At 71.0% G+C, this 24,198-nt stretch carries 36 protein-coding genes; 33 read left to right on the top strand and 3 right to left on the bottom strand.

The window, feature by feature from the left end; all coding sequences use genetic code 11:
* Nucleotides 1-222: 222 nt before the first annotated feature.
* On the bottom strand, nucleotides 223-1,908 hold the full coding sequence (locus HOY81_RS10580; protein WP_237320021.1) for an amidohydrolase family protein: 1,686 nt from the start codon (nucleotides 1,906-1,908) through the stop codon (nucleotides 223-225).
* Between the two features lie 760 nt (nucleotides 1,909-2,668).
* Here HOY81_RS10580 and rpsJ point away from each other — a divergent pair.
* The 33 genes from rpsJ to HOY81_RS10415 all read left to right on the top strand — a co-directional run bounded on the left by rpsJ (nucleotide 2,669) and on the right by HOY81_RS10415 (nucleotide 20,523).
* Nucleotides 2,669-2,977: a 30S ribosomal protein S10 gene (rpsJ, locus tag HOY81_RS10575; protein WP_016473429.1), complete on the top strand. Its 309-nt coding sequence runs from the start codon at nucleotides 2,669-2,671 to the stop codon at nucleotides 2,975-2,977.
* Nucleotides 2,978-2,991: 14 nt separating this feature from the next.
* Nucleotides 2,992-3,636 carry a 50S ribosomal protein L3 gene (rplC, locus tag HOY81_RS10570; RefSeq protein WP_237320020.1) on the top strand — a complete coding sequence of 215 codons (645 nt, stop codon included), beginning with the start codon at nucleotides 2,992-2,994 and terminating at the stop codon, nucleotides 3,634-3,636.
* Nucleotides 3,637-3,644: 8 nt separating this feature from the next.
* Nucleotides 3,645-4,307, top strand: coding sequence for a 50S ribosomal protein L4 (gene rplD / locus HOY81_RS10565; RefSeq protein ID WP_237320019.1), 663 nt, complete (start codon nucleotides 3,645-3,647; stop codon nucleotides 4,305-4,307).
* A complete protein-coding gene (rplW, locus tag HOY81_RS10560; protein ID WP_237320018.1) occupies nucleotides 4,307-4,645 on the top strand; it encodes a 50S ribosomal protein L23 in 339 nt (112 codons plus the stop codon). The genes rplD and rplW overlap by 1 nt, the downstream gene beginning before the upstream one ends.
* Nucleotides 4,646-4,691: 46 nt before the next feature.
* Entirely contained in the window at nucleotides 4,692-5,528 is an 837-nt protein-coding gene (gene rplB, locus HOY81_RS10555) for a 50S ribosomal protein L2 (RefSeq protein WP_237320017.1), read from the top strand.
* A gap of 15 nt (nucleotides 5,529-5,543) precedes the next feature.
* On the top strand, nucleotides 5,544-5,825 hold the full coding sequence (rpsS, locus tag HOY81_RS10550) for a 30S ribosomal protein S19 (protein WP_237320016.1): 282 nt from the start codon (nucleotides 5,544-5,546) through the stop codon (nucleotides 5,823-5,825).
* Between the two features lie 42 nt (nucleotides 5,826-5,867).
* Nucleotides 5,868-6,215: a 50S ribosomal protein L22 gene (gene rplV / locus HOY81_RS10545; protein WP_237320015.1), complete on the top strand. Its 348-nt coding sequence runs from the start codon at nucleotides 5,868-5,870 to the stop codon at nucleotides 6,213-6,215.
* On the top strand, nucleotides 6,215-7,036 hold the full coding sequence (rpsC, locus tag HOY81_RS10540; RefSeq protein WP_237320014.1) for a 30S ribosomal protein S3: 822 nt from the start codon (nucleotides 6,215-6,217) through the stop codon (nucleotides 7,034-7,036). Before rplV ends, rpsC begins: the two co-directional genes overlap by 1 nt.
* A gap of 3 nt (nucleotides 7,037-7,039) precedes the next feature.
* The gene (rplP, locus tag HOY81_RS10535; protein WP_237320013.1) at nucleotides 7,040-7,459 is read left to right on the top strand and encodes a 50S ribosomal protein L16; all 420 of its coding nucleotides are present in this window, start codon (nucleotides 7,040-7,042) and stop codon (nucleotides 7,457-7,459) included.
* Nucleotides 7,459-7,683, top strand: a complete 225-nt coding sequence (gene rpmC / locus HOY81_RS10530) for a 50S ribosomal protein L29 (RefSeq protein ID WP_237320012.1) — start codon at nucleotides 7,459-7,461, stop codon at nucleotides 7,681-7,683. Before rplP ends, rpmC begins: the two co-directional genes overlap by 1 nt.
* The gene (gene rpsQ, locus HOY81_RS10525) at nucleotides 7,683-7,988 is read left to right on the top strand and encodes a 30S ribosomal protein S17 (RefSeq protein WP_237320011.1); all 306 of its coding nucleotides are present in this window, start codon (nucleotides 7,683-7,685) and stop codon (nucleotides 7,986-7,988) included. Before rpmC ends, rpsQ begins: the two co-directional genes overlap by 1 nt.
* A gap of 103 nt (nucleotides 7,989-8,091) precedes the next feature.
* Nucleotides 8,092-8,460 carry a 50S ribosomal protein L14 gene (gene rplN, locus HOY81_RS10520; protein ID WP_019354942.1) on the top strand — a complete coding sequence of 123 codons (369 nt, stop codon included), beginning with the start codon at nucleotides 8,092-8,094 and terminating at the stop codon, nucleotides 8,458-8,460.
* Nucleotides 8,461-8,462: 2 nt separating this feature from the next.
* A complete protein-coding gene (gene rplX, locus HOY81_RS10515; protein ID WP_237320010.1) occupies nucleotides 8,463-8,786 on the top strand; it encodes a 50S ribosomal protein L24 in 324 nt (107 codons plus the stop codon).
* Nucleotides 8,786-9,349 carry a 50S ribosomal protein L5 gene (gene rplE, locus HOY81_RS10510; RefSeq protein WP_237320009.1) on the top strand — a complete coding sequence of 188 codons (564 nt, stop codon included), beginning with the start codon at nucleotides 8,786-8,788 and terminating at the stop codon, nucleotides 9,347-9,349. The genes rplX and rplE overlap by 1 nt, the downstream gene beginning before the upstream one ends.
* A 2-nt stretch (nucleotides 9,350-9,351) precedes the next feature.
* Complete coding sequence (locus HOY81_RS10505) at nucleotides 9,352-9,537, top strand: type Z 30S ribosomal protein S14 (RefSeq protein ID WP_070008926.1); 186 nt, start codon at nucleotides 9,352-9,354, stop codon at nucleotides 9,535-9,537.
* Nucleotides 9,538-9,750: 213 nt separating this feature from the next.
* Nucleotides 9,751-10,149 (top strand): 30S ribosomal protein S8, encoded by a 399-nt coding sequence (rpsH, locus tag HOY81_RS10500; protein WP_237320008.1) that lies wholly within the window; start codon nucleotides 9,751-9,753, stop codon nucleotides 10,147-10,149.
* A gap of 23 nt (nucleotides 10,150-10,172) precedes the next feature.
* Entirely contained in the window at nucleotides 10,173-10,712 is a 540-nt protein-coding gene (gene rplF, locus HOY81_RS10495) for a 50S ribosomal protein L6 (RefSeq protein WP_237320007.1), read from the top strand.
* 3 nt (nucleotides 10,713-10,715) lie between these two features.
* On the top strand, nucleotides 10,716-11,099 hold the full coding sequence (rplR, locus tag HOY81_RS10490) for a 50S ribosomal protein L18 (RefSeq protein WP_237320006.1): 384 nt from the start codon (nucleotides 10,716-10,718) through the stop codon (nucleotides 11,097-11,099).
* 43 nt (nucleotides 11,100-11,142) lie between these two features.
* Entirely contained in the window at nucleotides 11,143-11,745 is a 603-nt protein-coding gene (gene rpsE / locus HOY81_RS10485; protein WP_027738926.1) for a 30S ribosomal protein S5, read from the top strand.
* On the top strand, nucleotides 11,745-11,927 hold the full coding sequence (rpmD, locus tag HOY81_RS10480) for a 50S ribosomal protein L30 (RefSeq protein ID WP_237320005.1): 183 nt from the start codon (nucleotides 11,745-11,747) through the stop codon (nucleotides 11,925-11,927). The genes rpsE and rpmD overlap by 1 nt, the downstream gene beginning before the upstream one ends.
* 1 nt (nucleotide 11,928) lies before the next feature.
* Nucleotides 11,929-12,393: a 50S ribosomal protein L15 gene (rplO, locus tag HOY81_RS10475; protein ID WP_237320004.1), complete on the top strand. Its 465-nt coding sequence runs from the start codon at nucleotides 11,929-11,931 to the stop codon at nucleotides 12,391-12,393.
* A gap of 177 nt (nucleotides 12,394-12,570) precedes the next feature.
* Entirely contained in the window at nucleotides 12,571-13,884 is a 1,314-nt protein-coding gene (gene secY / locus HOY81_RS10470; protein ID WP_237320003.1) for a preprotein translocase subunit SecY, read from the top strand.
* Complete coding sequence (locus HOY81_RS10465) at nucleotides 13,884-14,534, top strand: adenylate kinase (RefSeq protein ID WP_237320002.1); 651 nt, start codon at nucleotides 13,884-13,886, stop codon at nucleotides 14,532-14,534. The genes secY and HOY81_RS10465 overlap by 1 nt, the downstream gene beginning before the upstream one ends.
* A 118-nt stretch (nucleotides 14,535-14,652) precedes the next feature.
* Nucleotides 14,653-15,489, top strand: a complete 837-nt coding sequence (gene map / locus HOY81_RS10460) for a type I methionyl aminopeptidase (RefSeq protein WP_237320001.1) — start codon at nucleotides 14,653-14,655, stop codon at nucleotides 15,487-15,489.
* 298 nt (nucleotides 15,490-15,787) lie between these two features.
* The gene (infA, locus tag HOY81_RS10455) at nucleotides 15,788-16,009 is read left to right on the top strand and encodes a translation initiation factor IF-1 (RefSeq protein ID WP_003948620.1); all 222 of its coding nucleotides are present in this window, start codon (nucleotides 15,788-15,790) and stop codon (nucleotides 16,007-16,009) included.
* A gap of 66 nt (nucleotides 16,010-16,075) precedes the next feature.
* Complete coding sequence (rpmJ, locus tag HOY81_RS10450) at nucleotides 16,076-16,189, top strand: 50S ribosomal protein L36 (protein WP_003956441.1); 114 nt, start codon at nucleotides 16,076-16,078, stop codon at nucleotides 16,187-16,189.
* 204 nt (nucleotides 16,190-16,393) lie between these two features.
* Entirely contained in the window at nucleotides 16,394-16,774 is a 381-nt protein-coding gene (rpsM, locus tag HOY81_RS10445) for a 30S ribosomal protein S13 (protein ID WP_237320000.1), read from the top strand.
* 68 nt (nucleotides 16,775-16,842) lie between these two features.
* Nucleotides 16,843-17,247, top strand: a complete 405-nt coding sequence (gene rpsK / locus HOY81_RS10440) for a 30S ribosomal protein S11 (protein ID WP_237319999.1) — start codon at nucleotides 16,843-16,845, stop codon at nucleotides 17,245-17,247.
* A 26-nt stretch (nucleotides 17,248-17,273) separates the two neighbouring features.
* Entirely contained in the window at nucleotides 17,274-17,900 is a 627-nt protein-coding gene (gene rpsD / locus HOY81_RS10435; RefSeq protein WP_237319998.1) for a 30S ribosomal protein S4, read from the top strand.
* A 115-nt stretch (nucleotides 17,901-18,015) separates the two neighbouring features.
* Entirely contained in the window at nucleotides 18,016-19,038 is a 1,023-nt protein-coding gene (locus HOY81_RS10430) for a DNA-directed RNA polymerase subunit alpha (RefSeq protein WP_237319997.1), read from the top strand.
* A gap of 277 nt (nucleotides 19,039-19,315) precedes the next feature.
* On the top strand, nucleotides 19,316-19,849 hold the full coding sequence (gene rplQ, locus HOY81_RS10425; RefSeq protein ID WP_237319996.1) for a 50S ribosomal protein L17: 534 nt from the start codon (nucleotides 19,316-19,318) through the stop codon (nucleotides 19,847-19,849).
* Nucleotides 19,850-20,023: 174 nt separating this feature from the next.
* Nucleotides 20,024-20,281: a type II toxin-antitoxin system Phd/YefM family antitoxin gene (locus HOY81_RS10420; RefSeq protein WP_237319995.1), complete on the top strand. Its 258-nt coding sequence runs from the start codon at nucleotides 20,024-20,026 to the stop codon at nucleotides 20,279-20,281.
* Nucleotides 20,278-20,523, top strand: a complete 246-nt coding sequence (locus HOY81_RS10415; protein ID WP_237319994.1) for a type II toxin-antitoxin system RelE/ParE family toxin — start codon at nucleotides 20,278-20,280, stop codon at nucleotides 20,521-20,523. The genes HOY81_RS10420 and HOY81_RS10415 overlap by 4 nt, the downstream gene beginning before the upstream one ends.
* Nucleotides 20,524-20,686: 163 nt before the next feature.
* Here the strand turns inward: HOY81_RS10415 and HOY81_RS10410 are convergent, their stop codons facing one another.
* Together HOY81_RS10410 and HOY81_RS10405 are read right to left on the bottom strand one after the other, a co-directional pair.
* Nucleotides 20,687-22,297, bottom strand: a complete 1,611-nt coding sequence (locus HOY81_RS10410) for an adenosine deaminase (protein ID WP_237319993.1) — start codon at nucleotides 22,295-22,297, stop codon at nucleotides 20,687-20,689.
* A gap of 421 nt (nucleotides 22,298-22,718) precedes the next feature.
* On the bottom strand, nucleotides 22,719-24,198 hold a 1,480-nt coding region (locus tag HOY81_RS10405; RefSeq protein WP_237319992.1), incomplete at its 5' end, for an FAD-dependent oxidoreductase.

The raw sequence follows: 24,198 nt of genomic DNA, 5'->3' as shown, positions 1-24,198 counted from the left end.
CGCTGCGAGCGCAGTCTAGGGCGCGGAACGGACGAATCCGTGCAGCACGGGGCGAAGGGCCCTGGTCGTGCCGCGGGGCCGGCCGGGTCCGGCCGCCTCCGCGCGCCGGGGCGGCCCCGCGCGCCACGGGCCGGGGCCGCCCCGTGCGCTCCGCGTGCGGACGGTCCCGCGTGCGGCGCGCCAGGACCGTCCCGCCCTCCGCGCGGGGGTCGTCGCCGCGTGCTACGCAGGCGGCGAAGTGCCGCCCGCGGCGCTCCACACCCGGCGGCCGCCGACATACGTCGCGACCGCCCGGGTCGCCTCCGCCGCCGGTTCTCCGTCGCAGAGCACCAGGTCGGCCGGGGCGCCGGGCTCCAGCCCGGCGGGCCGGTCCGGCCCGTCGAGCTGCCGGGCCGCCACCGGGCCCGCGGCCTGCACTGCCTCCCCGGGCCGCAGCGCCTGCCCGGCGTCCAGCTCCCGGCCGTCCGGGGTGCGGCGGTGCACGGCGTACCGGAGGTTGCCCAGCGGGTCCAGCGGCCCGCAGGGGTGGTCGGAGCTGATCGCCACCGGCACCCCGGCCTCCCGCAGCGCGCGCAGCGGGAAGAGCGAGAACTCCGGTTGCATGCCCCGTGCCCGGATCGCCTCGCCGTAGGAGCCGAGGAAGCCCGGCTGGGTGCTCACTGCCAGCCCCGACCCGGCCAGCGCCGCGAGACCCGCCTCGTCCACCGCCATGGCGTGCTCCAGGACCGCCCGGCGGCCGCTGAGCACCCGTGCGGCCTGGGTGAGTGCCCGGTTGCCCATGGCGTGCACCCGGAGCAGGCCGGCGCCGTCGGCGTCCGCGACGTGGCGCAGCGCGTCGTCCGCCAGCCGGAGGTCGCCGGAGTGCACATGGGAGCCCTCCAGCCGGGGGCGTGCGGACAGCAGCGCCGCCCAGGGCCAGGCCGTGCGGTCGCGCAGGCTCGTGGCGGCGGTCACCCGCAGGGAACGCCAGGCCACGGGCGCGGGCAGGCACATCGCGCAGCGGTGCGCACCGTCCAGGAAGACCTTCACCCCGGTGGCGCCCGCCTCCGCGGTGGCCGCCGCGGTCTCCGGGCGGGCCGCGTCGAGGAAGCCGTCCGGTTCCGCGAGCGACCAGCTCAGCCGCAGTGGCGTGCGGGCGGCCAGCCGGGCGAGGCCCGCGGCCTGCGCCACGGAGACCCCGGGCTCGTGCGCCCGGGTGACGCCGAGCGAGAGCAACGTGGCCGCGACGCCGTCCAGCGCCTCCTCGACCGCCCCGGCGCGGTCCCGCAGCGCAGTGCCCCAGGCGCGGCCGAAGGCCGACTCGTAGAGCACCCCGCGGTCCCGGCCGTGCGGCACGTCGTACCGGGGGAGCCCGGACGTGCTGAGCTCCCGGAGCACGGGGGAGGAGGCGGCACCGCGGTGCAGCGAGCGGTCGGCCAGCAGCACCCGGCGCCCGCCCGCCGCCTCCGCCAGCCGGGCGGCGAGCAGGCGCGGGGGCGGTCCGAACCGGTCCAGGTCCAGGCCGTGCGCCAGCAGCCAGCCGTTCGCGGGGGCCGTCGCGGCCTCCCGCTCCAGCGCGGCGGCGGCCTCGTCCCAGGACTGCCAGGCTGCGCCGTCCGGGGCGCCGGAGAGCAGGGCCGCGCCGGTGAGGTGCAGGTGGTTGTCGACGAAGCCGGGCAGCAGGTGGCGGCCGTTCCCGTGGACGGTGCGGTCCGCTGCGGGCGGGCTGCCCTCGCCGGAGTCCAGCACCCGGCCGTCCCGGATGCGCAACCACCCCTCGGGCCCGGTCGGTCCTTGCTCGCCGGACCACAGCCGGAAGCCGGTGAAGACGGTGGTGGTGCCGTCCCCGGACGCGGTCGTGTCCCCGACGGGGTCCGGCGGGGTGTCCGGCGGGGCGCCGCCGGCAGGCGGCTGCTCCGGCGCGGTCACCGTGCCGCCCCGCTCGGCGGCACGGGGCGCGCGGCGCCGGGCGCGGCGACACGGGTGGCGGAGCGTGGGACGGATGGCGGCATGGGCGTCTCCCTGGTCTCGGGTCTCAAGTCTCTCTCCCCGAGAGTTGCCCGGGCCCGGCCCCCGGTGCACCGGCGGGGACGGTTTCGCGCCACCACGGTCGTCCGGGCGCTGCGACCCGCCTGCGCGCCGCACGGCTTCGACACGCCGCGACCCGCCCCTGCACTCCCCGCGACACCCCCACGACACGCCGTGTCGCCCTGTCGTGCCGCTGCGCCGGGGCCGCGCGGCACGGCGCGCTGCCGTGTGTTCGCACGTACGGGCGTCCGGTGCCGTACGCTCTCCCCGAGCGGCAGTGCGACGCCGCGCGGGCGCCCCCGGCGCCCGATGCGCCCCGATTGGCGTGGGCCGAGTCCGCTGTGGCACACTGTTCCGGTTGCTCGGTTGAGTGCCGATGCCGTGCGCCTCCCGCCGGGAGGACTGGAAGCGAGTCCCGAGGTACTCGTCGCTCCTCATCAGGAGCGGAAGTACGGGAATCTTCCGGGAAGTGCGGGAGGGGCTCCGACCAGGCACCCGGTGGGTTCTCACCCCCGATCCCCCCTCATCCTCGAGGAATCCCTGCGGCGACGCACGGGGAGGGCTGCGACACGCCCGACCGCGTGGGTCGGAGCGGAGGGGGTCGGAGGCCGTCCGCCCACGGGTTCCAGAGCGTGACGAGAGACAGGACTACGAAGTAGCCATGGCGGGACAGAAGATCCGCATCCGGCTCAAGGCCTACGACCACGAGGTCATCGACAACTCGGCGAAGAAGATCGTCGAGACGGTGACCCGTACCGGTGCGTCGGTCGCGGGCCCGGTGCCGCTGCCCACAGAGAAGAACGTGTACTGCGTCATCAAGTCGCCGCACAAGTACAAGGACTCGCGCGAGCACTTCGAGATGCGTACCCACAAGCGGCTGATCGACATCCTCGATCCGACGCCCAAGACCGTTGACTCGCTGATGCGCCTGGACCTGCCGGCCGGCGTCGACATCGAGATCAAGCTCTGAGAGGCGCGGTAGAGATGACCAAGCAGATCAAGGGCGTCCTGGGCGAGAAGCTCGGCATGACCCAGGTCTGGGACGAGAACAACCGTGTCGTCCCCGTGACCGTCGTCAAGGCCGGTCCCTGCGTCGTGACCCAGGTGCGCACGAACGACAAGGACGGCTACGACGCCGTCCAGATCGCCTTCGGCGAGATCGACCCGCGCAAGGTGAACAAGCCGCTCAAGGGCCACTTCGCCAAGGCCGACGTGACCCCGCGCCGCCACCTCGTCGAGATCCGCACCGCGGACGCCGGCGAGTACGACCTGGGCCAGGAGATCACCGCCGAGGTGTTCGAGTCCGGCCTCAAGGTCGACGTGACCGGCAAGAGCAAGGGCAAGGGCTTCGCCGGCGGCATGAAGCGCCACGGCTTCAAGGGCGGCAAGGCCTCGCACGGTGCCCACCGCATCCACCGCAAGCCGGGCGCCATCGGCGGCTGCGCGACCCCCGGCCGTGTCTTCAAGGGCACCCGGATGGCCGGCCGCATGGGCAACGAGCGGGTCACCACCCAGAACCTGACCGTCCATGCCGTTGACGCGGAGAAGGGCCTGCTGCTCATCAAGGGCGCGGTTCCCGGTCCGAACGGCGGCCTCGTCCTGGTCCGTAGCGCGGCCAAGGGGGCCTGAGGTTAACCATGAGCACCGTTGACATCCTTTCGCCGGCAGGCGACAAGACCGGGACCGTCGAGCTCCCCGCGGAGATCTTCGACGTGCAGGTCAGCGTCCCGCTGATCCACCAGGTCGTCGTCGCCCAGCTGGCCGCTGCCCGGCAGGGCACGCACAAGACCAAGACCCGCGGCGAGGTCCGCGGCGGCGGCAAGAAGCCGTACCGCCAGAAGGGCACCGGCCGCGCCCGCCAGGGCTCGACCCGGGCACCGCAGTTCGCCGGCGGTGGCACCGTGCACGGTCCGGTGCCGCGCGACTACTCGCAGCGGACGCCCAAGAAGATGAAGGCGGCCGCGCTCCGCGGCGCCCTCTCCGACCGGGCCCGGCACGGCCGCGTCCACGTCGTCAGCGGCGTGGTGGAGGGCGACATCTCCACCAGGGCCGCCAAGGCGCTGCTCGGGAAGATCAGCGACCGCAAGCACGTGCTGCTGGTCGCCGAGCGTTCCGACGAGACCGCGTGGCTGTCCGCCCGCAACCTGCCCCAGGTGCACCTCCTGGAGCCGGGCCAGCTGAACACGTACGACGTGCTCGTCTCCGACGACGTGGTCTTCACGAAGGCCGCCTTCGAGTCCTTCGTGGCCGGCCCGCAGAAGGCCGCCGCCGGGGCTGAGCTCGAAGGGAGCGAAGCCTGATGAGCGAGGCGACCGCCACGGCCGCCGCGGTGACCAGCAAGACGTACACGGACCCCCGTGACGTGCTGATCAAGCCGGTGGTCTCGGAGAAGAGCTACGCGCTGCTGGACGAGAACAAGTACACGTTCATCGTCGACCCGCGCGCCAACAAGACCCAGATCAAGCAGGCCGTCGAAGCGGTCTTCTCGGTCAAGGTCATCGGGGTCAACACGATCAACCGGCAGGGCAAGCGCAAGCGCACCCGCACCGGTTACGGCAAGCGTCCCGACACCAAGCGCGCGATCGTGACCCTCGCTGAGGGCGACCGCATCGACATCTTCGGCGGTCCGGTCTCCTGACGGGGGCCGGGACGTGAGAAGTCCGGAATCTTCCGAGGACTGAGAAATGGGTATCCGCAAGTACAAGCCGACGACTCCGGGCCGTCGTGGCGCCAGTGTCGCCGACTTCGTCGAGATCACGCGGGACACGCCGGAGAAGTCACTGGTCCGCCCGCTGCACAGCAAGGGCGGCCGTAACAACGCCGGTCGTGTGACCGTCCGCCACCAGGGCGGCGGCCACAAGCGTGCCTACCGTGTGATCGACTTCCGTCGGCACGACAAGGACGGCGTGCCGGCCAAGGTCGCGCACATCGAGTACGACCCGAACCGCACCGCGCGCATCGCGCTGCTGCACTACGTGGACGGCGAGAAGCGCTACGTCCTCGCCCCCGCCGGCCTGAAGCAGGGCGACCGGGTGGAGAACGGCCCCGGCGCGGACATCAAGCCGGGCAACAACCTGGCGCTGCGCAACATCCCGGTCGGTACGACCATCCACGCCATCGAGCTGCGGCCCGGCGGCGGTGCGAAGTTCGCCCGCTCGGCCGGCGCCTCCGTGCAGCTCCTGGCGAAGGAGGGCCGCATGGCCCACCTGCGCATGCCGTCCGGTGAGATCCGCCTGGTCGACGTCCGCTGCCGCGCCACCGTCGGCGAGGTCGGCAACGCCGAGCAGTCGAACATCAACTGGGGCAAGGCCGGCCGGATGCGCTGGAAGGGCGTCCGCCCGACCGTGCGCGGTGTGGTCATGAACCCGATCGACCACCCGCACGGTGGTGGTGAGGGCCGCACCTCCGGTGGTCGTCACCCGGTGTCGCCGTGGGGCCAGAAGGAGGGCCGTACGCGCCGTCCGAAGAAGGCCAGCAACAAGTACATCGTCCGCCGCCGCAAGACGAACAAGAAGCGCTAGGAGGCGGGGTTTTCGATGCCGCGCAGTCTCAAGAAGGGGCCCTTCGTCGACGACCACCTGACCAAGAAGGTGGACGCGCAGAACGAAGCAGGCACCAAGAACGTCATCAAGACCTGGTCCCGCCGCTCGATGATCGTCCCGGCGATGCTCGGCCACACGATCGCGGTGCACGACGGTCGCAAGCACGTCCCGGTGTTCGTCACCGAGTCGATGGTCGGCCACAAGCTCGGCGAGTTCGCGCCGACCCGCACCTTCCGCGGCCACGTGAAGGACGACCGCAAGTCGCGTCGTCGCTGACGGGCGGGTGTGAAGACCATGACTGACACCGAAGGGACAACCATGGAAGCCAGGGCCTCCGCGCGCTATGTGCGCGTCACGCCCATGAAGGCCCGCCGGGTGGTGGACCTCGTCCGTGGCATGGACGCCACGGAGGCTCAGGCGGTCCTGCGTTTCGCCCCGCAGGCCGCGAGCGTTCCGGTCGGCAAGGTGCTGGACAGCGCCATTGCCAATGCCGCGCACAACTACGACCACACGGACGTCGACAGCCTCTACATCTCCGAGGCCTACGTCGACGAGGGCCCGACCCTGAAGCGGTTCCGGCCGCGCGCCCAGGGCCGTGCCTACCGGATCCGTAAGCGGACCAGCCACATCACCGTGGTCGTCAGCAGCAAGGAAGGAACCCGGTAATGGGCCAGAAGGTAAACCCGCACGGGTTCCGGCTCGGCGTCACGACCGACTTCAAGTCGCGCTGGTACGCCGACAAGCTCTACAAGGACTACATCAAGGAAGACGTCGCGATCCGCCGCATGCTCACCCAGGGTATGGAGCGGGCCGGTATCTCCAAGGTGGAGATCGAGCGCACCCGGGACCGTGTTCGCGTGGACGTGCACACCGCGCGTCCGGGCATCGTCATTGGGCGCCGCGGCGCCGAGGCCGATCGTCTCCGGGGCAACCTGGAGAAGCTGACCGGCAAGCAGATCCAGTTCAACATCCTCGAGGTGAAGAACCCGGAGACGGACGCGCAGCTCGTGGCCCAGGCGGTCGCGGAGCAGCTCTCCTCCCGGGTCTCCTTCCGCCGCGCCATGCGCAAGAGCATGCAGACGGCCATGAAGGCGGGCGCCAAGGGGATCAAGATCCAGTGCGGCGGTCGTCTCGGCGGTGCCGAGATGTCCCGCTCGGAGTTCTACCGCGAGGGCCGCGTGCCCCTGCACACCCTCCGGGCCAACGTCGACTACGGCTTCTTCGAGGCTCGTACGACCTTCGGCCGCATCGGCGTGAAGGTCTGGATCTACAAGGGCGACGTGAAGAACATCGCCGAGGTCCGCGCCGAGAACGCCGCGGCCCGCGCCGGCAACCGCCCGTCGCGTGGCGGCGACCGTCCGCGCCGTGGCGACCGCCGCCGCAAGCCGCAGGGGCAGCAGGCGCAGTCCGACGCCCCGAAGTCGGCCGAGGCCGCTGCTCCCGCCGCCGCCGCGGCCGAGCCCACAGCTTCCGGAAAGGAGAGCTGACCCATGCTGATCCCGCGCAGGGTCAAGCACCGCAAGCAGCACCACCCGAAGCGCAAGGGCATGGCCAAGGGCGGCACCGAGCTGGCGTTCGGTGAGTACGGCATCCAGGCCGTGACCCCGGCGTACGTCACGAACCGGCAGATCGAGGCCGCGCGTATCTCGATGACCCGGCACATCAAGCGTGGCGGCAAGGTGTGGATCAACATCTTCCCGGACCGTCCGCTGACCAAGAAGCCCGCCGAGACCCGCATGGGTTCCGGTAAGGGCTCGCCGGAGTGGTGGGTCGCGAACGTCAAGCCCGGCCGGGTGATGTTCGAGCTGTCCTACCCGAACGAGCGGATCGCGAAGGAGGCGCTCCTCCGGGCGTCTCACAAGCTTCCGATGAAGTGCCGGATCGTTAAGCGCGAGGCAGGTGAGTCGTGATGGCGGCCGGTACCAAGGCGTCCGAGCTGCGTGAGCTCGGCAGCGAGGAGCTCGTTGCGAAGCTGCGCGAGGCCAAGGAGGAGCTGTTCAACCTCCGCTTCCAGGCGGCGACCGGACAGCTCGAGAACCACGGCCGGCTGAAGGCCGTCCGGAAGGACATCGCCCGGATCTACACCCTCATGCGTGAGCGTGAACTCGGCATCGAGACGGTGGAGAGCGCCTGATGAGCGAGACGAATGTGACTACACCAGAGAACAGCTCCGCCGAGGGGAAGCAGCAGCGCGGCTTCCGCAAGACCCGCGAGGGCCTCGTCGTCAGCGACAAGATGGACAAGACCGTCGTCGTCGCCGTCGAGGACCGCGTCAAGCACGCGCTGTACGGCAAGGTCATCCGCCGTACCAACAAGCTCAAGGCGCACGACGAGCAGAACGCCGCCGGTGTCGGTGACCGCGTCCTCCTGATGGAGACCCGGCCGCTGTCGGCGACCAAGCGCTGGCGCATCGTCGAGATCCTCGAGAAGGCCAAGTAATTCCTGAAGGCATGAGCCTTCTGGACAGTTCCGCCAGGCTCGGCAGGGCGTGCATCGCGGATGACCGCCCTGCCGGGAACCGGCAGACGATCAGGAGATAGACGTGATCCAGCAGGAGTCTCGGCTTCGCGTCGCCGACAACACGGGTGCGAAGGAGATTCTCACCATCCGTGTGCTCGGCGGTTCGGGCCGGCGCTACGCGGGCATCGGTGACGTCGTCGTCGCTACCGTCAAGGACGCGATCCCGGGCGGGAACGTGAAGAAGGGCGACATCGTCAAGGCGGTCATCGTGCGCACCGTGAAGGAGCGCCGCCGCCCCGACGGCTCGTACATCCGCTTCGACGAGAACGCAGCCGTCATCCTCAAGAACGACGGCGACCCCCGTGGCACCCGTATCTTCGGCCCGGTGGGCCGTGAGCTGCGCGAGAAGAAGTTCATGAAGATCATCTCGCTCGCGCCGGAGGTGCTGTGACGATGAAGATCAAGAAGGGCGACCTGGTCCAGGTCATCACCGGCAAGGACAAGGGCAAGCAGGGCAAGGTCATCAAGGCCATGCCCCGCGAGGACCGTGTCCTGGTCGAGGGTGTCAACCGGGTCAAGAAGCACACCAAGGCCGGCCAGACCGCGCGCGGTTCGAAGACCGGCGGCATCGTGACGACCGAGGCCCCCGTCCACGTGAGCAACGTACAGCTCGTCGTGGAGCAGGACGGCAAGAAGGTGGTCACCCGCGTCGGTTACCGCTTCGACGAGGACGGCAACAAGATCCGCGTTGCCAAGCGGACCGGTGAGGACATCTGATGACTGCCACCACCAGCACTGCGCCGCGTCTGAAGGCGCGCTACCGCGAGGAGATCGCGGGCAAGATGCGTGACGAGTTCGGCTACGCCAACGTCATGCAGATCCCGACCCTGACCAAGATCGTGGTCAACATGGGCGTGGGCGACGCCGCCCGCGACTCCAAGCTGATCGAGGGCGCCATCAAGGACCTCGCCACGATCACCGGCCAGAAGCCCGCCGTGACCAAGGCCCGGAAGTCCATCGCCCAGTTCAAGCTGCGGGAGGGGCAGCCGATCGGCGCCCACTCGACGCTGCGGGGCGACCGGATGTGGGAGTTCCTGGACCGCCTGCTGTCGCTGGCGCTGCCGCGCATCCGCGACTTCCGCGGGCTGTCGCCGAAGCAGTTCGACGGCCGGGGCAACTACACCTTCGGTCTCACGGAGCAGGTCATGTTCCACGAGATCGACCAGGACAAGATCGACCGGGTCCGGGGCATGGACATCACCGTGGTCACCACGGCGACCACGGACGACGAGGGCCGCGCGCTCCTTCGTCACCTGGGCTTCCCGTTCAAGGAGAACTGACCATGGCGAAGAAGGCCCTGATCTCCAAGGCCGCCCGCAAGCCGAAGTTCGCCGTGCGTGCCTACACGCGCTGCCAGCGCTGCGGCCGCCCGCACTCCGTCTACCGCAAGTTCGGCCTCTGCCGGGTGTGCCTCCGCCAGATGGCGCACCGCGGCGAGCTGCCGGGCGTGACCAAGAGCTCCTGGTAACGGCCGCGCAGCGCGCAGCCGCCCAGGACTCTCGGTGAGCCAGGAGGACGACCGGGAGCCCGGCCCGCATCCCGTAAGGTGGAGGGTCGGGCGCCCGCCGCCCGTACGACTTACTACGCCGTAGGTCCCCGTGCCACACCCGCCCCGCCGCATGAGCGGGGAGAGGGACGGCACAGACAGGAAACCCCGGCGAGAGAGGCCGAAGGCCAGCACATGACCATGACCGATCCGATCGCAGACATGCTCACGCGTCTGCGGAACGCGAACTCGGCTTACCACGACTCCGTCGTGATGCCGCACAGCAAGATCAAGGCGCACATCGCGGAGATCCTCCAGCAGGAGGGCTACATCACCGGCTGGAAGACCGAGGACGCCCAGGTGGGCAAGAGCCTCGTGCTCGAGCTGAAGTTCGGTCCGAACCGTGAGCGCTCGATCGCCGGTATCAAGCGGATCTCGAAGCCGGGTCTTCGGGTCTACGCAAAGTCCACCAACCTGCCGAAGGTGCTCGGCGGCCTGGGCGTGGCGATCATCTCCACGTCGCACGGGCTCCTCACCGACAAGCAGGCGCAGAAGAAGGGCGTGGGCGGGGAAGTCCTCGCCTACGTCTGGTAACGGAAGGGAACGGAGGAACAGCCATGTCGCGTATCGGCAAGCTCCCCATCCAGGTTCCCGCCGGTGTGGACGTCACCATCGAGGGCCGTACGGTCGCTGTGAAGGGTCCCAAGGGCTCCCTCTCGCACACCGTCGCCGCGCCCATCGATGTCGCCAAGGACGAGGACGGCGCGATCGTCGTTACCCGTCCCAACGACGAGAGCCGGAACAAGGCCCTGCACGGCCTGTCCCGCACGCTGGTGGCGAACATGATCACTGGCGTGACCGACGGATTCACCAAGGCTCTCGAGATCAGCGGTGTCGGCTACCGCGTCCAGGCCAAGGGCTCCGATCTGGAGTTCTCCCTGGGCTACAGCCACCCGATCCTCGTGCCGGCCCCCGAGGGCATCACCTTCGCCGTCGAGTCCCCGACCAAGTTCTCGGTCCAGGGCATCGACAAGCAGAAGGTCGGCGAGGTCGCGGCGAACATCCGCAAGCTCCGCAGGCCCGACCCGTACAAGGCCAAGGGCGTGAAGTACGCGGGCGAGGTCATCCGCCGCAAGGTCGGAAAGGCTGGTAAGTAAGCCATGGCATACGGCGTGAAGATCGCTAAGGGCGACGCCTACAAGCGCGCCGCCGCCAAGCGCCGGCACATCCGCATCCGCAAGAAGATCTCGGGCACTCCCGAGCGCCCGCGGCTGGTCGTGACGCGCTCCAACCGCCACATGGTCGCCCAGGTCATCGACGACCTGGCGGGCCACACGCTCGCCTCGGCGTCCACCATGGACGGCTCCATCCGTGGCGGCGAGGGCGACAAGAGCTCGCAGGCCCAGCAGGTCGGCGCGCTGGTCGCCGAGCGTGCGAAGGCGCAGGGCATCGAGACCGTCGTGTTCGACCGCGGGGGCAACAAGTACGCAGGGCGGATTGCCGCTCTGGCCGACGCCGCCCGTGAAGCCGGGCTCAGGTTCTGAGCCGCATCCGGGTCAGCGGACGTAAACGAGAGAGGTAATTCCAATGGCTGGACCACAGCGTCGCGGTGGCGGCGCCGGTGGCGGCGAGCGGCGGGACCGTAAGGGCCGGGACGGCGGCGCTGCCGCCGAGAAGACCGCGTACGTCGAGCGCGTCGTCGCGATCAACCGTGTCGCCAAGGTTGTGAAGGGCGGTCGCCGCTTCAGCTTCACCGCGCTGGTCGTGGTGGGCGACGGCGACGGCACCGTGGGTGTCGGTTACGGCAAGGCCAAGGAGGTGCCGGCCGCCATCGCCAAGGGTGTGGAGGAGGCCAAGAAGCACTTCTTCAAGGTCCCCCGCATCCAGGGCACCATCCCGCACCCGATCCAGGGTGAGGAGGCCGCGGGTGTCGTGCTGCTCAAGCCGGCCTCGCCGGGTACCGGTGTGATCGCCGGCGGCCCGGTGCGTGCCGTGCTGGAGTGCGCGGGCATCCACGACGTGCTGAGCAAGTCGCTCGGCTCCGCCAACCCGATCAACATCGTGCACGCCACGGTGGCGGCGCTCCGCGGGCTGCAGCGCCCGGAGGAGATCGCCGCCCGCCGCGGTCTGCCGCTCGAGGACGTGGCGCCCGCCGCCCTGCTGCGGGCGCGTGCCGGGGTGAGTGCGTGATGACCCGCCTGAAGATCACCCAGAAGCGTTCCGTCATCGGGACCAAGCAGAACCACCGCGACACGCTGCGGACGCTCGGTCTGAAGCGTGTGAACGACGTGGCCGTTCGCGAGGACCGTCCCGAGGTGCGCGGCATGCTGCACGCCGTGCGCCACCTCGTGACGGTCGAGGAGGTCGACTGACATGGCTGAGCCGCAGGGCGACAAGCCGCTGAAGGTCCACAACCTCCGGCCGGCCCCCGGCGCCAAGACCGCCAAGACCCGGGTGGGTCGTGGTGAGGCGTCCAAGGGCAAGACCGCAGGGCGTGGCACCAAGGGCACCAAGGCCCGTTACCAGGTTCCGGAGCGCTTCGAGGGCGGGCAGATGCCGCTGCACATGCGGCTGCCCAAGCTCCGGGGCTTCAAGAACCCCGCGCACAAGGACTTCCAGGTCGTCAACCTGGAGAAGCTGGCCGTGCTCTACCCCGAGGGCGGCGAGGTCACGGTGGCCGACCTGGTCGCCAAGGGCGCGGTGCGCAAGAACGAGCTCGTGAAGGTGCTGGGCACCGGCGAGGTCTCGGTGGCGCTGCAGGTGACCGTCGACAAGGTCTCCGGCTCCGCCAAGGAGAAGATCACCGCCGCGGGCGGGACCGTGACCGAGCTTGTCTGAGCTCGGTGACTGACCGGCCGGGGGTGCCTCGCGGGGCATCCCCGGTCAGTCATACCCGCGGGTGGTCGTTCCCCGCGGGTGGTCGCCGCCGGTAAGGTGGCGTGCACTGTTGATATCCGTCGATCCTCAAGACCGTCACCTCTCGCGTGGTCGAGCGCGGGGGGCGCAGGAGGCACCGTGCTCACCGCGTTCGCCCGGGCGTTCCAGACGCCCGACCTGCGCAAGAAGCTGCTGTTCACGCTCGGCATCGTGGTGCTCTTCCGGCTCGGGGCCCACATCCCGGTCCCGGGCGTGAGTTTTGAGAACGTCAACCAGTGCATGAGCGAGGCCGAGGCCAACAGCGGCCTGTTCGGCCTGGTCAACATGTTCAGCGGCGGCGCACTGCTCCAGCTCACCATCCTGGCGCTCGGAATCATGCCGTACATCACGGCGAGCATCATTCTGCAGCTGCTGGTGGTGGTCATCCCGCGGCTGGAGCAGCTCAAGAAGGAGGGGCAGGCCGGCCAGGCCAAGATCACGCAGTACACGCGATACCTGACCGTGGCGCTCTCCGTGCTCCAGGCCACCGGTCTGGTCGCCACCGCGCGAAGCGGCTCGCTCTTCCCGCAGTGCCAGGTCCGGGACGAGATCATCCCGAACGACTCGATCTTCACCACCATCACCATGGTGATCACGATGACCGCCGGCGCTGCGCTGATCATGTGGCTGGGCGAGCTCATCACGGACCGCGGCATCGGCAACGGCATGTCGATGCTCATGTTCATCTCCATCGCCGCCGGCTTCCCCGGCGCCCTGTGGGCCATCAAGCAGCAGGGCAAGCTGGCCGACGGCTGGATCGAGTTCGGCGTCGTCATCGTCGCCGGTCTCGCGATGGTCGCCCTGGTGGTCTTCGTCGAGCAGGCGCAGCGCCGCATTCCGGTGCAGTACGCCAAGCGCATGATCGGACGCCGCAGCTACGGCGGCACCTCCACCTACATTCCGCTGAAGGTCAACCAGGCGGGTGTGATTCCGGTCATCTTCGCCTCCTCGTTGCTCTACATTCCCGCCCTGATCGTGCAGTTCAGCAACTCGCAGGCGGGCTGGGCGACCTGGGTGCAGGAGAATCTCGTCGGCAGTGACAGTCCGATCTACATCACGACGTACTTCCTGCTGATCGTCTTTTTCGCCTTCTTCTATGTGGCCATCTCCTTCAACCCCGAAGAAGTCGCCGACAACATGAAGAAGTATGGTGGGTTCATCCCGGGCATCCGGGCGGGACGTCCCACCGCTGAGTACCTGAGCTACGTGCTGAACCGCATCACGTGGCCCGGGGCCCTCTATCTGGGGCTGATCGCCCTGGTGCCCACCGTTGCGCTGGTGACGTTCAACGCCGACCAGAACTTCCCGTTCGGCGGGACGAGCATCCTGATCATCGTGGGTGTCGGGCTCGAGACCGTGAAGCAGATCGAGAGTCAGCTTCAGCAGCGCCATTACGAAGGGTTCCTCCGCTGATGCGTATCGTCCTCGTCGGGCCACCGGGCGCGGGTAAGGGCACTCAGGCCGCGTACCTCGCCGAGAACCTGTCGATCCCGCACATCTCCACGGGCGACCTCTTCCGCGCCAACATCAGCCAGGGCACACCGCTGGGCCGGCAGGCGAAGGAGTACATGAACGCCGGCCGGCTGGTGCCGGACGAGGTCACCATCGGCATGGCCGAGGACCGCATGCAGCAGGAGGACGCCCGGGAGGGCTTCCTGCTGGACGGCTTCCCGCGCAACATCGGCCAGGCCGAGGCGCTGGACGCCTTCCTGCGTTCCCACGACCTCAAGCTGGACGCGGTGCTGGACCTGGAGGTCCCCGAGGAGGAGGTCGTCCGGCGGATCGCCGGGCGGCGCATCTGCCGCAAGGACAGCAGTCACGTCTTCCACGCGGAGTACCAGCGCCCGAAGACGGAGGGCCGCTGCGACGAGTGCGAGGGCGAGCTCTACCAGCGCGAGGACGACAGCGAGGAGACGGTCCGCAAGCGGCTCGCCGTCTACCACAGCGAGACCGAGCCGATCATCGACTACTACCGGGAGCAGGGGCTCGTCACGACGATCTCCGCGCTCGGTGCGGTGACGGAGGTCACCGAGCGCGCGATGACCGCGCTCGGCCGCGACTGAGACGGCGGACCGGCCCGCCCGCGCGGTCCCGGGCCCGGCGCCCGCCGGGTCCGGCGCGGCCGTATCGGGCAGACTGGTAGCGAGGCGTTCGAGACAGGTGCAGGAAGGCGACGGCCCGATGGTGGAGATCAAGACCCCCGAGCAGATCGCGAAGATGCGGGAGGCGGGGCTGGTGGTCGCCGCCATGCACCGGGCGTGCCGGGAGGCCGCGGTGCCGGGCGCCAGCACCAAGGACCTGGACGAGGTCGCGGCCAAGGTCCTCGCCGAGCACGACGCCAAGCCGAACTTCCTGGGATACGGCGGTTTCCCCGGCAACATCTGCACCTCGGTGAACGACGTGGTGGTGCACGGCATCCCGGACGGCGGCACGATCCTGCGGGACGGCGACCTGCTCTCCGTCGACGCCGGCGCCATCGTGGACGGCTGGCACGGGGACGCGGCGATCACGGTCTTCGTCGGCGAGGGGCACGCCCCGGAGCTGCACGAGCTCAGCCGGGTCACCGAGGCGTCCCTGTGGGCCGGGATCGCGGCCATGCGGAAGGGCAACCGCCTGGTGGACGTCTCCCGGGCCGTCGAGTCCTCCATCCGCCGGCAGCCCCGTCCGGCCACCGGCAAGTACGGGATCATCGAGGACTACGGCGGCCACGGCATCGGCTCCCAGATGCACATGGACCCGCACCTGCTGAACTACGTCGACCGGCGCCGCGGCCGGGGTCCGCGGCTGGTCCCGGGGATGTGCCTGGCGATCGAGCCGATGGTGAGCCTGGGCACCCCGAAGACGCACGTCCTCTCCGACGACTGGACGGTCAAGACCAACGACGGAAGCTGGTCCAGCCACTGGGAGCACTCGGTGGCGCTCACCGAGCAGGGCCCGCTGGTGCTGACCGCCCCCGACGGCGGCCGGGCGAAGCTGGCCGAGTACGGCATCACGGCCGCCCCCGACCCGCTGGGCTGAGGGGCCCGTTCGCCGCCCGGGCATCCGGTGCCTCCGGGCGCCCGGCGCCTGGGACGCCTCCGGCGGTCCCGGTGACGTCCACGGTCCTCCGGCCCGGCAGCGTCCGGCCGGCGGCCCGGCTCACCCGGACGGCCCCGCACCTCCGCGGCCTCCCGGCGCATAACGATCTCCCCGGTGGGGGAGACTCCCCCGATTCGTGTTTCCGGAGACGGTGCCGTAGACTGGCTCGTCGGTCCGGGTGTCCCGTATGCCCTGGGCCACCCCAGGTAGCCGATCCCGGAAGGTGAAGCGCTCAAGCATGGCCAAAAAACAAGGGGCCATCGAGATCGAGGGCACAGTCGTCGAATCTCTGCCGAACGCCATGTTCAAGGTGGAGCTGCAGAACGGCCACCAGGTCCTCGCGCACATCAGCGGCAAGATGCGGATGCACTACATCCGTATTCTTCCCGACGACCGGGTCGTGGTGGAGCTGTCTCCCTACGACCTGACGCGCGGGCGGATCGTCTACCGCTACAAGTAGATCTCGCCGCCGGCTCCGCCGCCCGCGGCGGGACGACGGCACGACGACCCGGAGAACCTCAACCTCATGAAGGTCAAGCCGAGCGTCAAGAAGATCTGCGACAAGTGCAAGGTGATCCGCCGCCACGGCCGGGTCATGGTCATCTGCGACAACCTGCGCCACAAGCAGCGCCAGGGCTGACGCACGGCCGACCACGCCTTCGCACCTCGCACCTCTTCGCGCGACGCAAGCGAAAAGTACATACGCAGTCACCCGACCCCCACCAGCGATGTGTGTGGGACGACACCCCCGGTCGGAGGCCGGGGACCCGGCTCGTAACACTTTCCAGAGTCTTACGGGAACGGTGCTGCGCCAGACCTCCGCACGCACACAGGAGCCACGTTCATGGCACGCCTCGCAGGCGTCGACCTCCCGCGCGAGAAGCGCGTCGAGGTCGCCCTCACCTACGTCTTCGGCATCGGCCGTACCCGGGCCCAGGAGACCCTGGCCCACACCGGGGTCAGCCCCGACACCCGGGTCCGCGACCTGACCGAGGAGGACCTGGTCAAGATCCGCGACTACGTGGACAACAACCTCCGGGTCGAGGGTGACCTCCGCCGGGAGATCCAGGCCGACATCCGCCGCAAGGTCGAGATCGGTTGCTACGAGGGTCTGCGGCACCGCCGCGGCCTGCCGGTCCACGGCCAGCGCACCAAGACCAACGCGCGCACCCGGAAGGGTCCGCGTCGCGCGATCGCCGGCAAGAAGAAGCCGGGCAAGAAGTAGTCCACCGCGGACTCGCTGACCAGCGGTCCCGCAGTCGGACCGACCACCTCCACGGGAGTTAATTCTCAATGCCTCCGAAGGGCCGTACGGCCGGCACCAAGAAGGTGCGCCGCAAGGAGAAGAAGAACGTCGCCCACGGGCACGCTCACATCAAGAGCACGTTCAACAACACCATCGTCTCGATCACGGACCCGACCGGCAACGTGATCTCCTGGGCCTCCGCCGGCCACGTCGGCTTCAAGGGCTCGCGCAAGTCGACGCCGTTCGCCGCGCAGATGGCCGCGGAGAACGCCGCCCGCCGCGCCCAGGAGCACGGCATGCGCAAGGTCGACGTCTTCGTGAAGGGCCCCGGCTCCGGCCGGGAGACCGCGATCCGCTCCCTCCAGGCCACCGGCCTCGAGGTCGGGTCCATCCAGGACGTCACGCCCACCCCGCACAACGGCTGCCGCCCGCCGAAGCGCCGCCGAGTCTGAGCAGCAGGAAGTAGGAGATCTAAGACATGGCGCGTTACACCGGGGCCGACTGCAAGCGTTGCCGTCGGGAGAAGCAGAAGCTCTTCCTCAAGGGAGCTAAGTGCGAGAGCGCGAAGTGCCCGATCGAGATCCGTCCTTACCCCCCGGGTGAGCACGGGCGCGGGCGCACCAAGGACTCCGAGTACCTGCTGCAGAAGCGCGAGAAGCAGAAGTGCGCGCGCATCTACGGTGTCCTGGAGAAGCAGTTCCGCGGGTACTACAACGAGGCCAACCGCCAGCAGGGCAAGACGGGTGAGAACCTGCTGCGCATCCTCGAGACCCGCCTGGACAACGTGGTCTACCGGGCCGGCTTCGCCAAGTCCCGCGACCACGCCCGTCAGCTCGTCCGCCACGGGCACATCATGGTGAACGGTCGCAAGACCGACATCCCGTCCGCCCGTGTCGTGGCGAACGACATCGTCGAGGTCCGCGAGTCCTCCCGCAACCTGACCCCCTTCCAGGTGGCGCAGGCGGAGGCCGGCGAGAAGACCGTCCCGGCGTGGCTGGAGACGATCCCCGCCAGGCTGCGGATCCTCGTCCACTCGCTGCCCGAGCGCCAGGTGATCGACACCCAGGTGCAGGAGCAGCTCATCGTCGAGCTCTACTCGAAGTAATCCGAGTACCGGCTCGCCCCGGTCCGGGCGGTACGGCTGGGTTTCCGGCCGTACCGCCCGTACCCTTGCAGTACGGCATCAAATAGCGGTTGCCGCAGACTGGAGGCACATCCCCATGCTGATCGCTCAGCGCCCCTCACTGACCGAAGAGGTCGTCGACGAATTCCGCTCCCGGTTCGTGATCGAGCCCCTGGAGCCCGGCTTCGGCTACACCCTCGGTAACTCCCTGCGTCGTACGCTCCTCTCCTCGATCCCCGGTGCTGCGGTGACCAGCATCCGGATCGACGGGGTCCTGCACGAGTTCACCACCGTGCCGGGCGTCAAGGAGGACGTCACCGACCTCATCCTCAACATCAAGAGCCTCGTCGTCTCCTCCGAGCACGACGAGCCGGTCGTCATGTACCTGCGCAAGCAGGGACCGGGTGTGGTCACCGCCGCCGACATCGCGCCGCCGGCCGGTGTCGAGGTGCACAACCCCGACCTGGTGCTGGCCACCCTGAACGCCAAGGGCAAGCTGGAGATGGAGCTGACCGTCGAGCGCGGCCGCGGCTATGTCTCCGCCGTGCAGAACAAGCAGGTCGGCCAGGAGATCGGCCGGATCCCGGTCGACTCGATCTACTCGCCGGTGCTCAAGGTCACCTACAAGGTGGAGGCGACCCGAGTCGAGCAGCGCACCGACTTCGACAAGCTGATCGTCGACGTCGAGACCAAGGAGGCCATGCGCCCGCGCGACGCCATGGCCTCGGCCGGCAAGACCCTGGTCGAGCTCTTCGGCCTGGCCCGCGAGCTCAACGTCGACGCCGAGGGCATCGACATGGGCCCGTCCCCGACGGACGCCGCGCTCGCCGCCGACCTGGCGCTGCCCATCGAGGAGCTGGAGCTCACCGTCCGCTCCTACAACTGCCTCAAGCGCGAGGGCATCCACTCCGTGGGCGAGCTGGTGGCCCGCTCCGAGGCCGACCTGCTCGACATCCGCAACTTCGGTGCGAAGTCGATCGACGAGGTCAAGGCGAAGCTGGCCGGCATGGGCCTGGCCCTCAAGGACAGCCCGCCCGGATTCGACCCGACCGCCGCCGCCGACGCCTTCGGCGCGGAGGACGACACCGACCAGGGCTTCGTCGAGACCGAGCAGTACTGAGACCGAGCCCGTCCGGTGGGGGCGCGCCGCCCGGCGCGCCCCCACCGCGGGGCCGGGGCCGCCCGGCCCCGGGCACGCCCTCCCGCCGCGGGGGGCGCCGCAGCCTCCCGGCCGCTGACGGCCGGGCCGCCCGCGAGCCACGGCTCGCGGGCTCCGGAACGCCCCGGGGGCGCACGCCGTCCCCGGACCGTTCCGGGCCCGTGCGGACAGACGTCCCCGCGGACCCCTGACACCGGTACCTGATACGGCCGGTGCAGAGAACCAAGGAGCGAAGATCATGCCGAAGCCCACCAAGGGTGCCCGTCTGGGCGGCAGCGCCGCGCACCAGAAGGCCATGCTGGGGAACCTCGCCACCAGCCTCTTCGAGCACGGCCGCATCACCACGACCGAGGCGAAGGCCCGCCGCCTGCGTCCGGTCGCGGAGCGTCTGATCACCAAGGCGAAGAAGGGCGACCTGCACAACCGTCGCCAGGTCATGCGCACGATCCTGGACAAGGGCGTCGTGCACACCCTCTTCACCGAGATCGGCCCGCGCTACGAGAACCGCCCGGGTGGCTACACCCGCATCACCAAGATCGGCCCCCGTCGAGGCGACAACGCCCCGATGGCGGTCATCGAGCTGGTGGAGCCGCTCACCGTCCAGCAGGAGGCGGTCGGCGAGGCCGAGGCGGCGACGAAGCGCAGCGCCAAGGACGCAGCTGGCGACGAGGCCGTGGCGGACCTGAAGAAGGACGCCGCGCAGGCCGAGGAGCCCGCCGAGGCCGAGGCCACGGAGGACACCGGGAAGGCCGAGGACTCCAAGGAGTCCTGAGCCCCCTCCCGGCTCTCCACGCCCGAACGGGCCCGCTCCCCCCGGGGGAGCGGGCCCGTTTCGCGTCCCGGGGCTGCTATGCCGTTCCGGGGTCCCGGCTCACGCGGTGCAGAGTGAGCTGTTCCTGCCGCTGTCGGAGGCAGCAAGGGTGCACACTTCTGTAAGGTGGTGTGCATGACCGAGGTGCACTACTCGATCGTGGAGGCCCGTGCGCGGCTGGGAGCGATCGCGCGGGAGGTCAGCGCGACGCGGGAGCCGGTGGCGATCACCGATCACGGGAACACGGTGGCGATACTGGTCAGCCCTGCTGACGCGCTGGAGCTCCAGGAGCTGCGTGCGTTGGCCGCCTATCGAGAGCGGCAGTCTCGCGGAGAGTCCGCCGGTGTCTCGCACGACGAGGCCGTGCGCCGGGTCTTCGGCGAGAGCACGTGAGCCACGAGGTCGTCTGGGAACCGGAAGCCTTGACGCAGGCCGAGCGGTTAGCGAAGACGGACCCTGAGGACGTGCGGCAGGTCTTCACGGCTGTGGACCGTCTCGCCCAGGAGCCGCGCCCCCGCGGTGCGTTCGGCAGCGCGAACCTCCTGCGTATCCATGTCGGCCCCTACCGGGTGCTGTACGAGGTGAGTGACCGGCAGGTCCGCGTCACCGTCATCCACCTCGGCCGCATCCGCTGAGCACTGGCGCCGGTTTCACTCGTCCGCGGCGGTCGCCGGTCTCCCAGCGGAGGAGGTCGCCGGGCCGGCAATCGAGCGCCTGGCAGAGGCTGCACTGCGAGCGGCCGGAGGCAGAGCGCGCCGCCCGGCGCGGGTGGCGCCGGGCGGCGTGTGGGGGAGAGGGTCAGCGCATGGTGCGCAGGAGGCGCTGTTCGAAGCGGTGGAAGGCGGCCTCCAGGCGCCACTGGTGGCGGGCCTTGGCGCTGTCGCGCAGCAGCTCCGCACAGGCGGCGCGCGGCGCGACCGTCCCGGGCCGCTGCCCGGCGCAGGTGGCGCGCGGTACGTACGCGTCCGGACCGCCGGTGCGCCAGAGGCTCCGCCCGGGCAGGAAGGCGTGCTCCAGGGAGGCGCGCGCCAGGTTCTTCAGCTCGACGTAGTCCAGCCCGTAGGTGCGCGCCGCGTACGCGTACTCCCGGCTGATGTCGGTGCGGGAGACGCCCGGGTCGTCGGTGGCCAGCACCACCGGCACCCCGTGCCGCCGGTAGACGGGGAACGGGTGGGCGTCACCGGAGACGCCGAGGATCTGCCGGTTGCTGGTGAACGGCACCTCGACCGCCACCCCGCGGCGCGCCATCTCCCGCAGCAGCGGCCGCCAGCCGTCCTCGTGCAGCAGGTCGACGCCGTGCCCGATGCGCTCGGCGTGCCCGGTGCGCACCGCCTCGCGGATGTGGAAGCGCAGGTCCTCGGGCTTGGCCAGGCCGGGCACCAGCTCCCCGGCGTGCAGGGTGATGTGGGCGTCCGGGTAGACCCCGTGCAGGTAGTCCAGCATGCGCATGTGGAGCCGGTAGTGGCGCAGCGCGTTCTCGTCGTCCTCGGGCTGCACGAGGTTGACGGCGACGAAGCGCGGGTCGCGCTCGGCGAGCCGCATGCCGAGCGCGAGCTGGGTGAAGACCCGCTCCGGCGTACTCGCGCGGGCCGCCTGGGAGATCCAGCGGACGGTCACCCGGCAGCCGGGCGCCGCGGCCGGGGTGCCGCAGCGGGAGATCTCGCGGAACTGCCGCTCGGCCTTGTCGGCTTCCTGCTGGGCCCGCCGCACGAGCTGGTCCAGCTTGCCGCCGGCGACCAGCTTCGCGTGCATCTGCCGCAGGTCCCGGTCGAATCCGACGCGCTGCGCCAGTTTCTTCCCCTCGGGGGACGCGGGGGTGGTCATGGACTCCAGATAGAACTGGTTCTGCCGGGCCATGGTGTCCGTCACGTCGGCCAGCAGCGCGCCGGGGCGGCGCCAGGGCACCTCGCCGAACTTGCCGAAGGTGGCGAAGAAGTGGTCGTGGCCGGAGGCGCCACGCGGCAGGTCCTCCATCGACCAGGCGCGGATCAGCTCCCGCCGGAAGGCCCCGTCCGTACGGGCGTCGGCGGCCGGCCGGTTGCCGGGGCCGCAGGGCGGCGGGACGGCCTTCATGGTGTCCGTCTCCACGCACAGCCCCTCCTGGCCGGCGAGCCGGATCAGGGTCTCGGTGGAGGCGGCGCCGGAGAGGTGGTTGTGCAGGTCGCCGCCCTTGGGCAGGGCGCGGAAGAAGGCGCGCAGGCGCCCGGGCCGCTCCCGGACGCGGTCCAGGTACGTGTCCGCGGCCCGCTCGGCGCGGGTGGGCGCGGGGTGCTCCGGGGCGGGCCGCACCGGCGGGCTCGCGGGTTCGGCGGCGGCGGGCAGGGCGGGCAGCAGGCACAGCACGGCGGCGGTCAGCCCCAGGGGGAGCAGCCGACGGCGCCGGGGGTGCGGGGGTCTCGTGGTGTTCACCCCCGTATGGTCGGCGCGCCGCGCCCCCCGGGTTCGTGGACAGGCCGTGTCGCAGGGGGTGTTCACCCGAAGGGGGCCGCGTCTGTGACCGTGCGCCCTCCCCGGCGGTCGGCCCGCCCGGGGCCGGCGCCTCCGGGGACGGTGCAACCGGGCGCCCCGGGGGGACAGCGACCCCTGGACCGGTGCGACCCGGGTGGGTGGCGCGCCCCCGGGGACGACCGACCCCTGGGAAGACGCCCCTGGGCACGGCGCGACCCGGGCGCACCGGGAGGAGGGCGCGCCCCGAGGGGCACCACCTCCGGGGGCGGTGCCCCGAGACAGCGCCCCCTATCGACGCGCCCGGGCCGAAACGGCCGGGCCGCACGGAACGTGGGAAGCGCCGCGCCGGGGCGGTGCCGCGGCGTGCTCCCGGAGGCCCGGGTCAGAAGGGGAGGCGCCGGCGGCTGCGGGCGGCGGCGACCAGGTCGCCCGCGGTGGTGAGCTTCACCCGGGGCCGCCCGTCGCGGCGGCCCCGGGCCTCCTCGGCCCGGTGGATCGCGGCAAGGCCGCGGGCGTCCACGATCCGGCGGTTGCGGCGCCGGACCAGCCGGCCGAAGGCCTTCCGCGAGCCCTCCGGAGCCGGCAGCGCCCCGGCGACCGCGTCGTCCAGCAGGGTGCCGACGGTCTCGGCGGCGCAGGAGCGGTTGGCGCCGATGCCGCCGGAGGGCCCGCGCTTGATCCAGCCCACGACGTACGTCCCCGGCCACCCGGTCACCCGCCCCGCCTCGTGCGGCACCGTCCCGGCGGCTTCGTCGAACGGCAGCCCCGGCACCCGTACGCCGCGGTAGCCGACCGCGCGCAGCACCAGTCCGGCGGGGATCTCCGTCTCCCCGGCGGCACCGGTCGTACGGACCCCGTGCACGTCGTCGTCGCCGGAGAGCGCCACCGGGGCGGAGTGGAAGCGGAGCACCAGGCGCCGCCCGGCGCCGGGCGGCGCCGACGTGTCGAGTGCGGTGCGCGGGACGTCGCGCAGCAGCCCGGCCTTGGTGTCCGGCCCGGCCGCGTCGATCGTCGCGCCGGTGCGCGGATCGTGGTCGTCCACGACCAGCTCCACGCCGGGCAGATGGGTCAGGGCGAGCAGTTCGGGCCGGGTGCAGGCGGCGTGCTCCGGGCCGCGCCGCCCGAGCAGCACCACCTCCCGCACCCGGCTGCGGCGCAGCGCGGCCAGGGCGTGGTCGGCGATGTCGGTGCCGGCCAGGGTCTCCGGGTCGGTGAGGAGGATGCGGGCCACGTCCAGGGCGACGTTCCCGGTGCCCACCACGACGGCGCGCTCGGCGGACAGGGAGACGGCGTCCGGCGGCACGTCCGGGTGGCCGTTGTACCAGGCGACGAAGGTGGGGGCGGCGAGGCTGCCGGGCAGGTCCTCGCCGGGGAGGCCGAGGCTGCGGCCGGCGGGGGCGCCGACGGCGTAGACCACCGCGTCGTGGTGGGCGGCGAGCTCCTCGGCGGTGAGGTCCCGGCCCACCTCCAGGCCGAGGTGCATCCGCACCCGGGGATGGGTGTGGAAGCGGGCGAAGGCGTCGCCGGCCCGCTTGGTGGAGGGGTGGTCGGGCGCCACGCCGTAGCGGAGGAGCCCGCCGGCGACGGGCAGCCGGTCGATGAGGGTGACCTCGGCCGGGGTGTGCAGCAGCAGGTCCTCGGCGGCGTACATGCCGGCCGGGCCGGTGCCGACGACGGCGACGCGGAGCCGCGGGAAGTCGGCGGGGAGGACGCGCGCGAAGGAGGGCTCGTCCCAGGTGTGGAGGTTCGGTCCGTGCGGGCGCGGTGCGGGCCCGGAGGCGCGGCCCCCGGCGGCCGGGGTTCCGGTGGTGCCGGGACCGGCGGCGGCCGGCGGCGCCGCGGCCGGTGCGCCGACTGCGGCG

This window comes from Streptomyces sp. JJ36, from assembly GCF_021696945.1.
Lineage (GTDB): Bacteria > Actinomycetota > Actinomycetes > Streptomycetales > Streptomycetaceae > Streptomyces.
The sequence above is the reverse complement of the archived record's forward strand: the minus strand, read 5'-3'. Positions and strand labels throughout refer to the sequence as shown.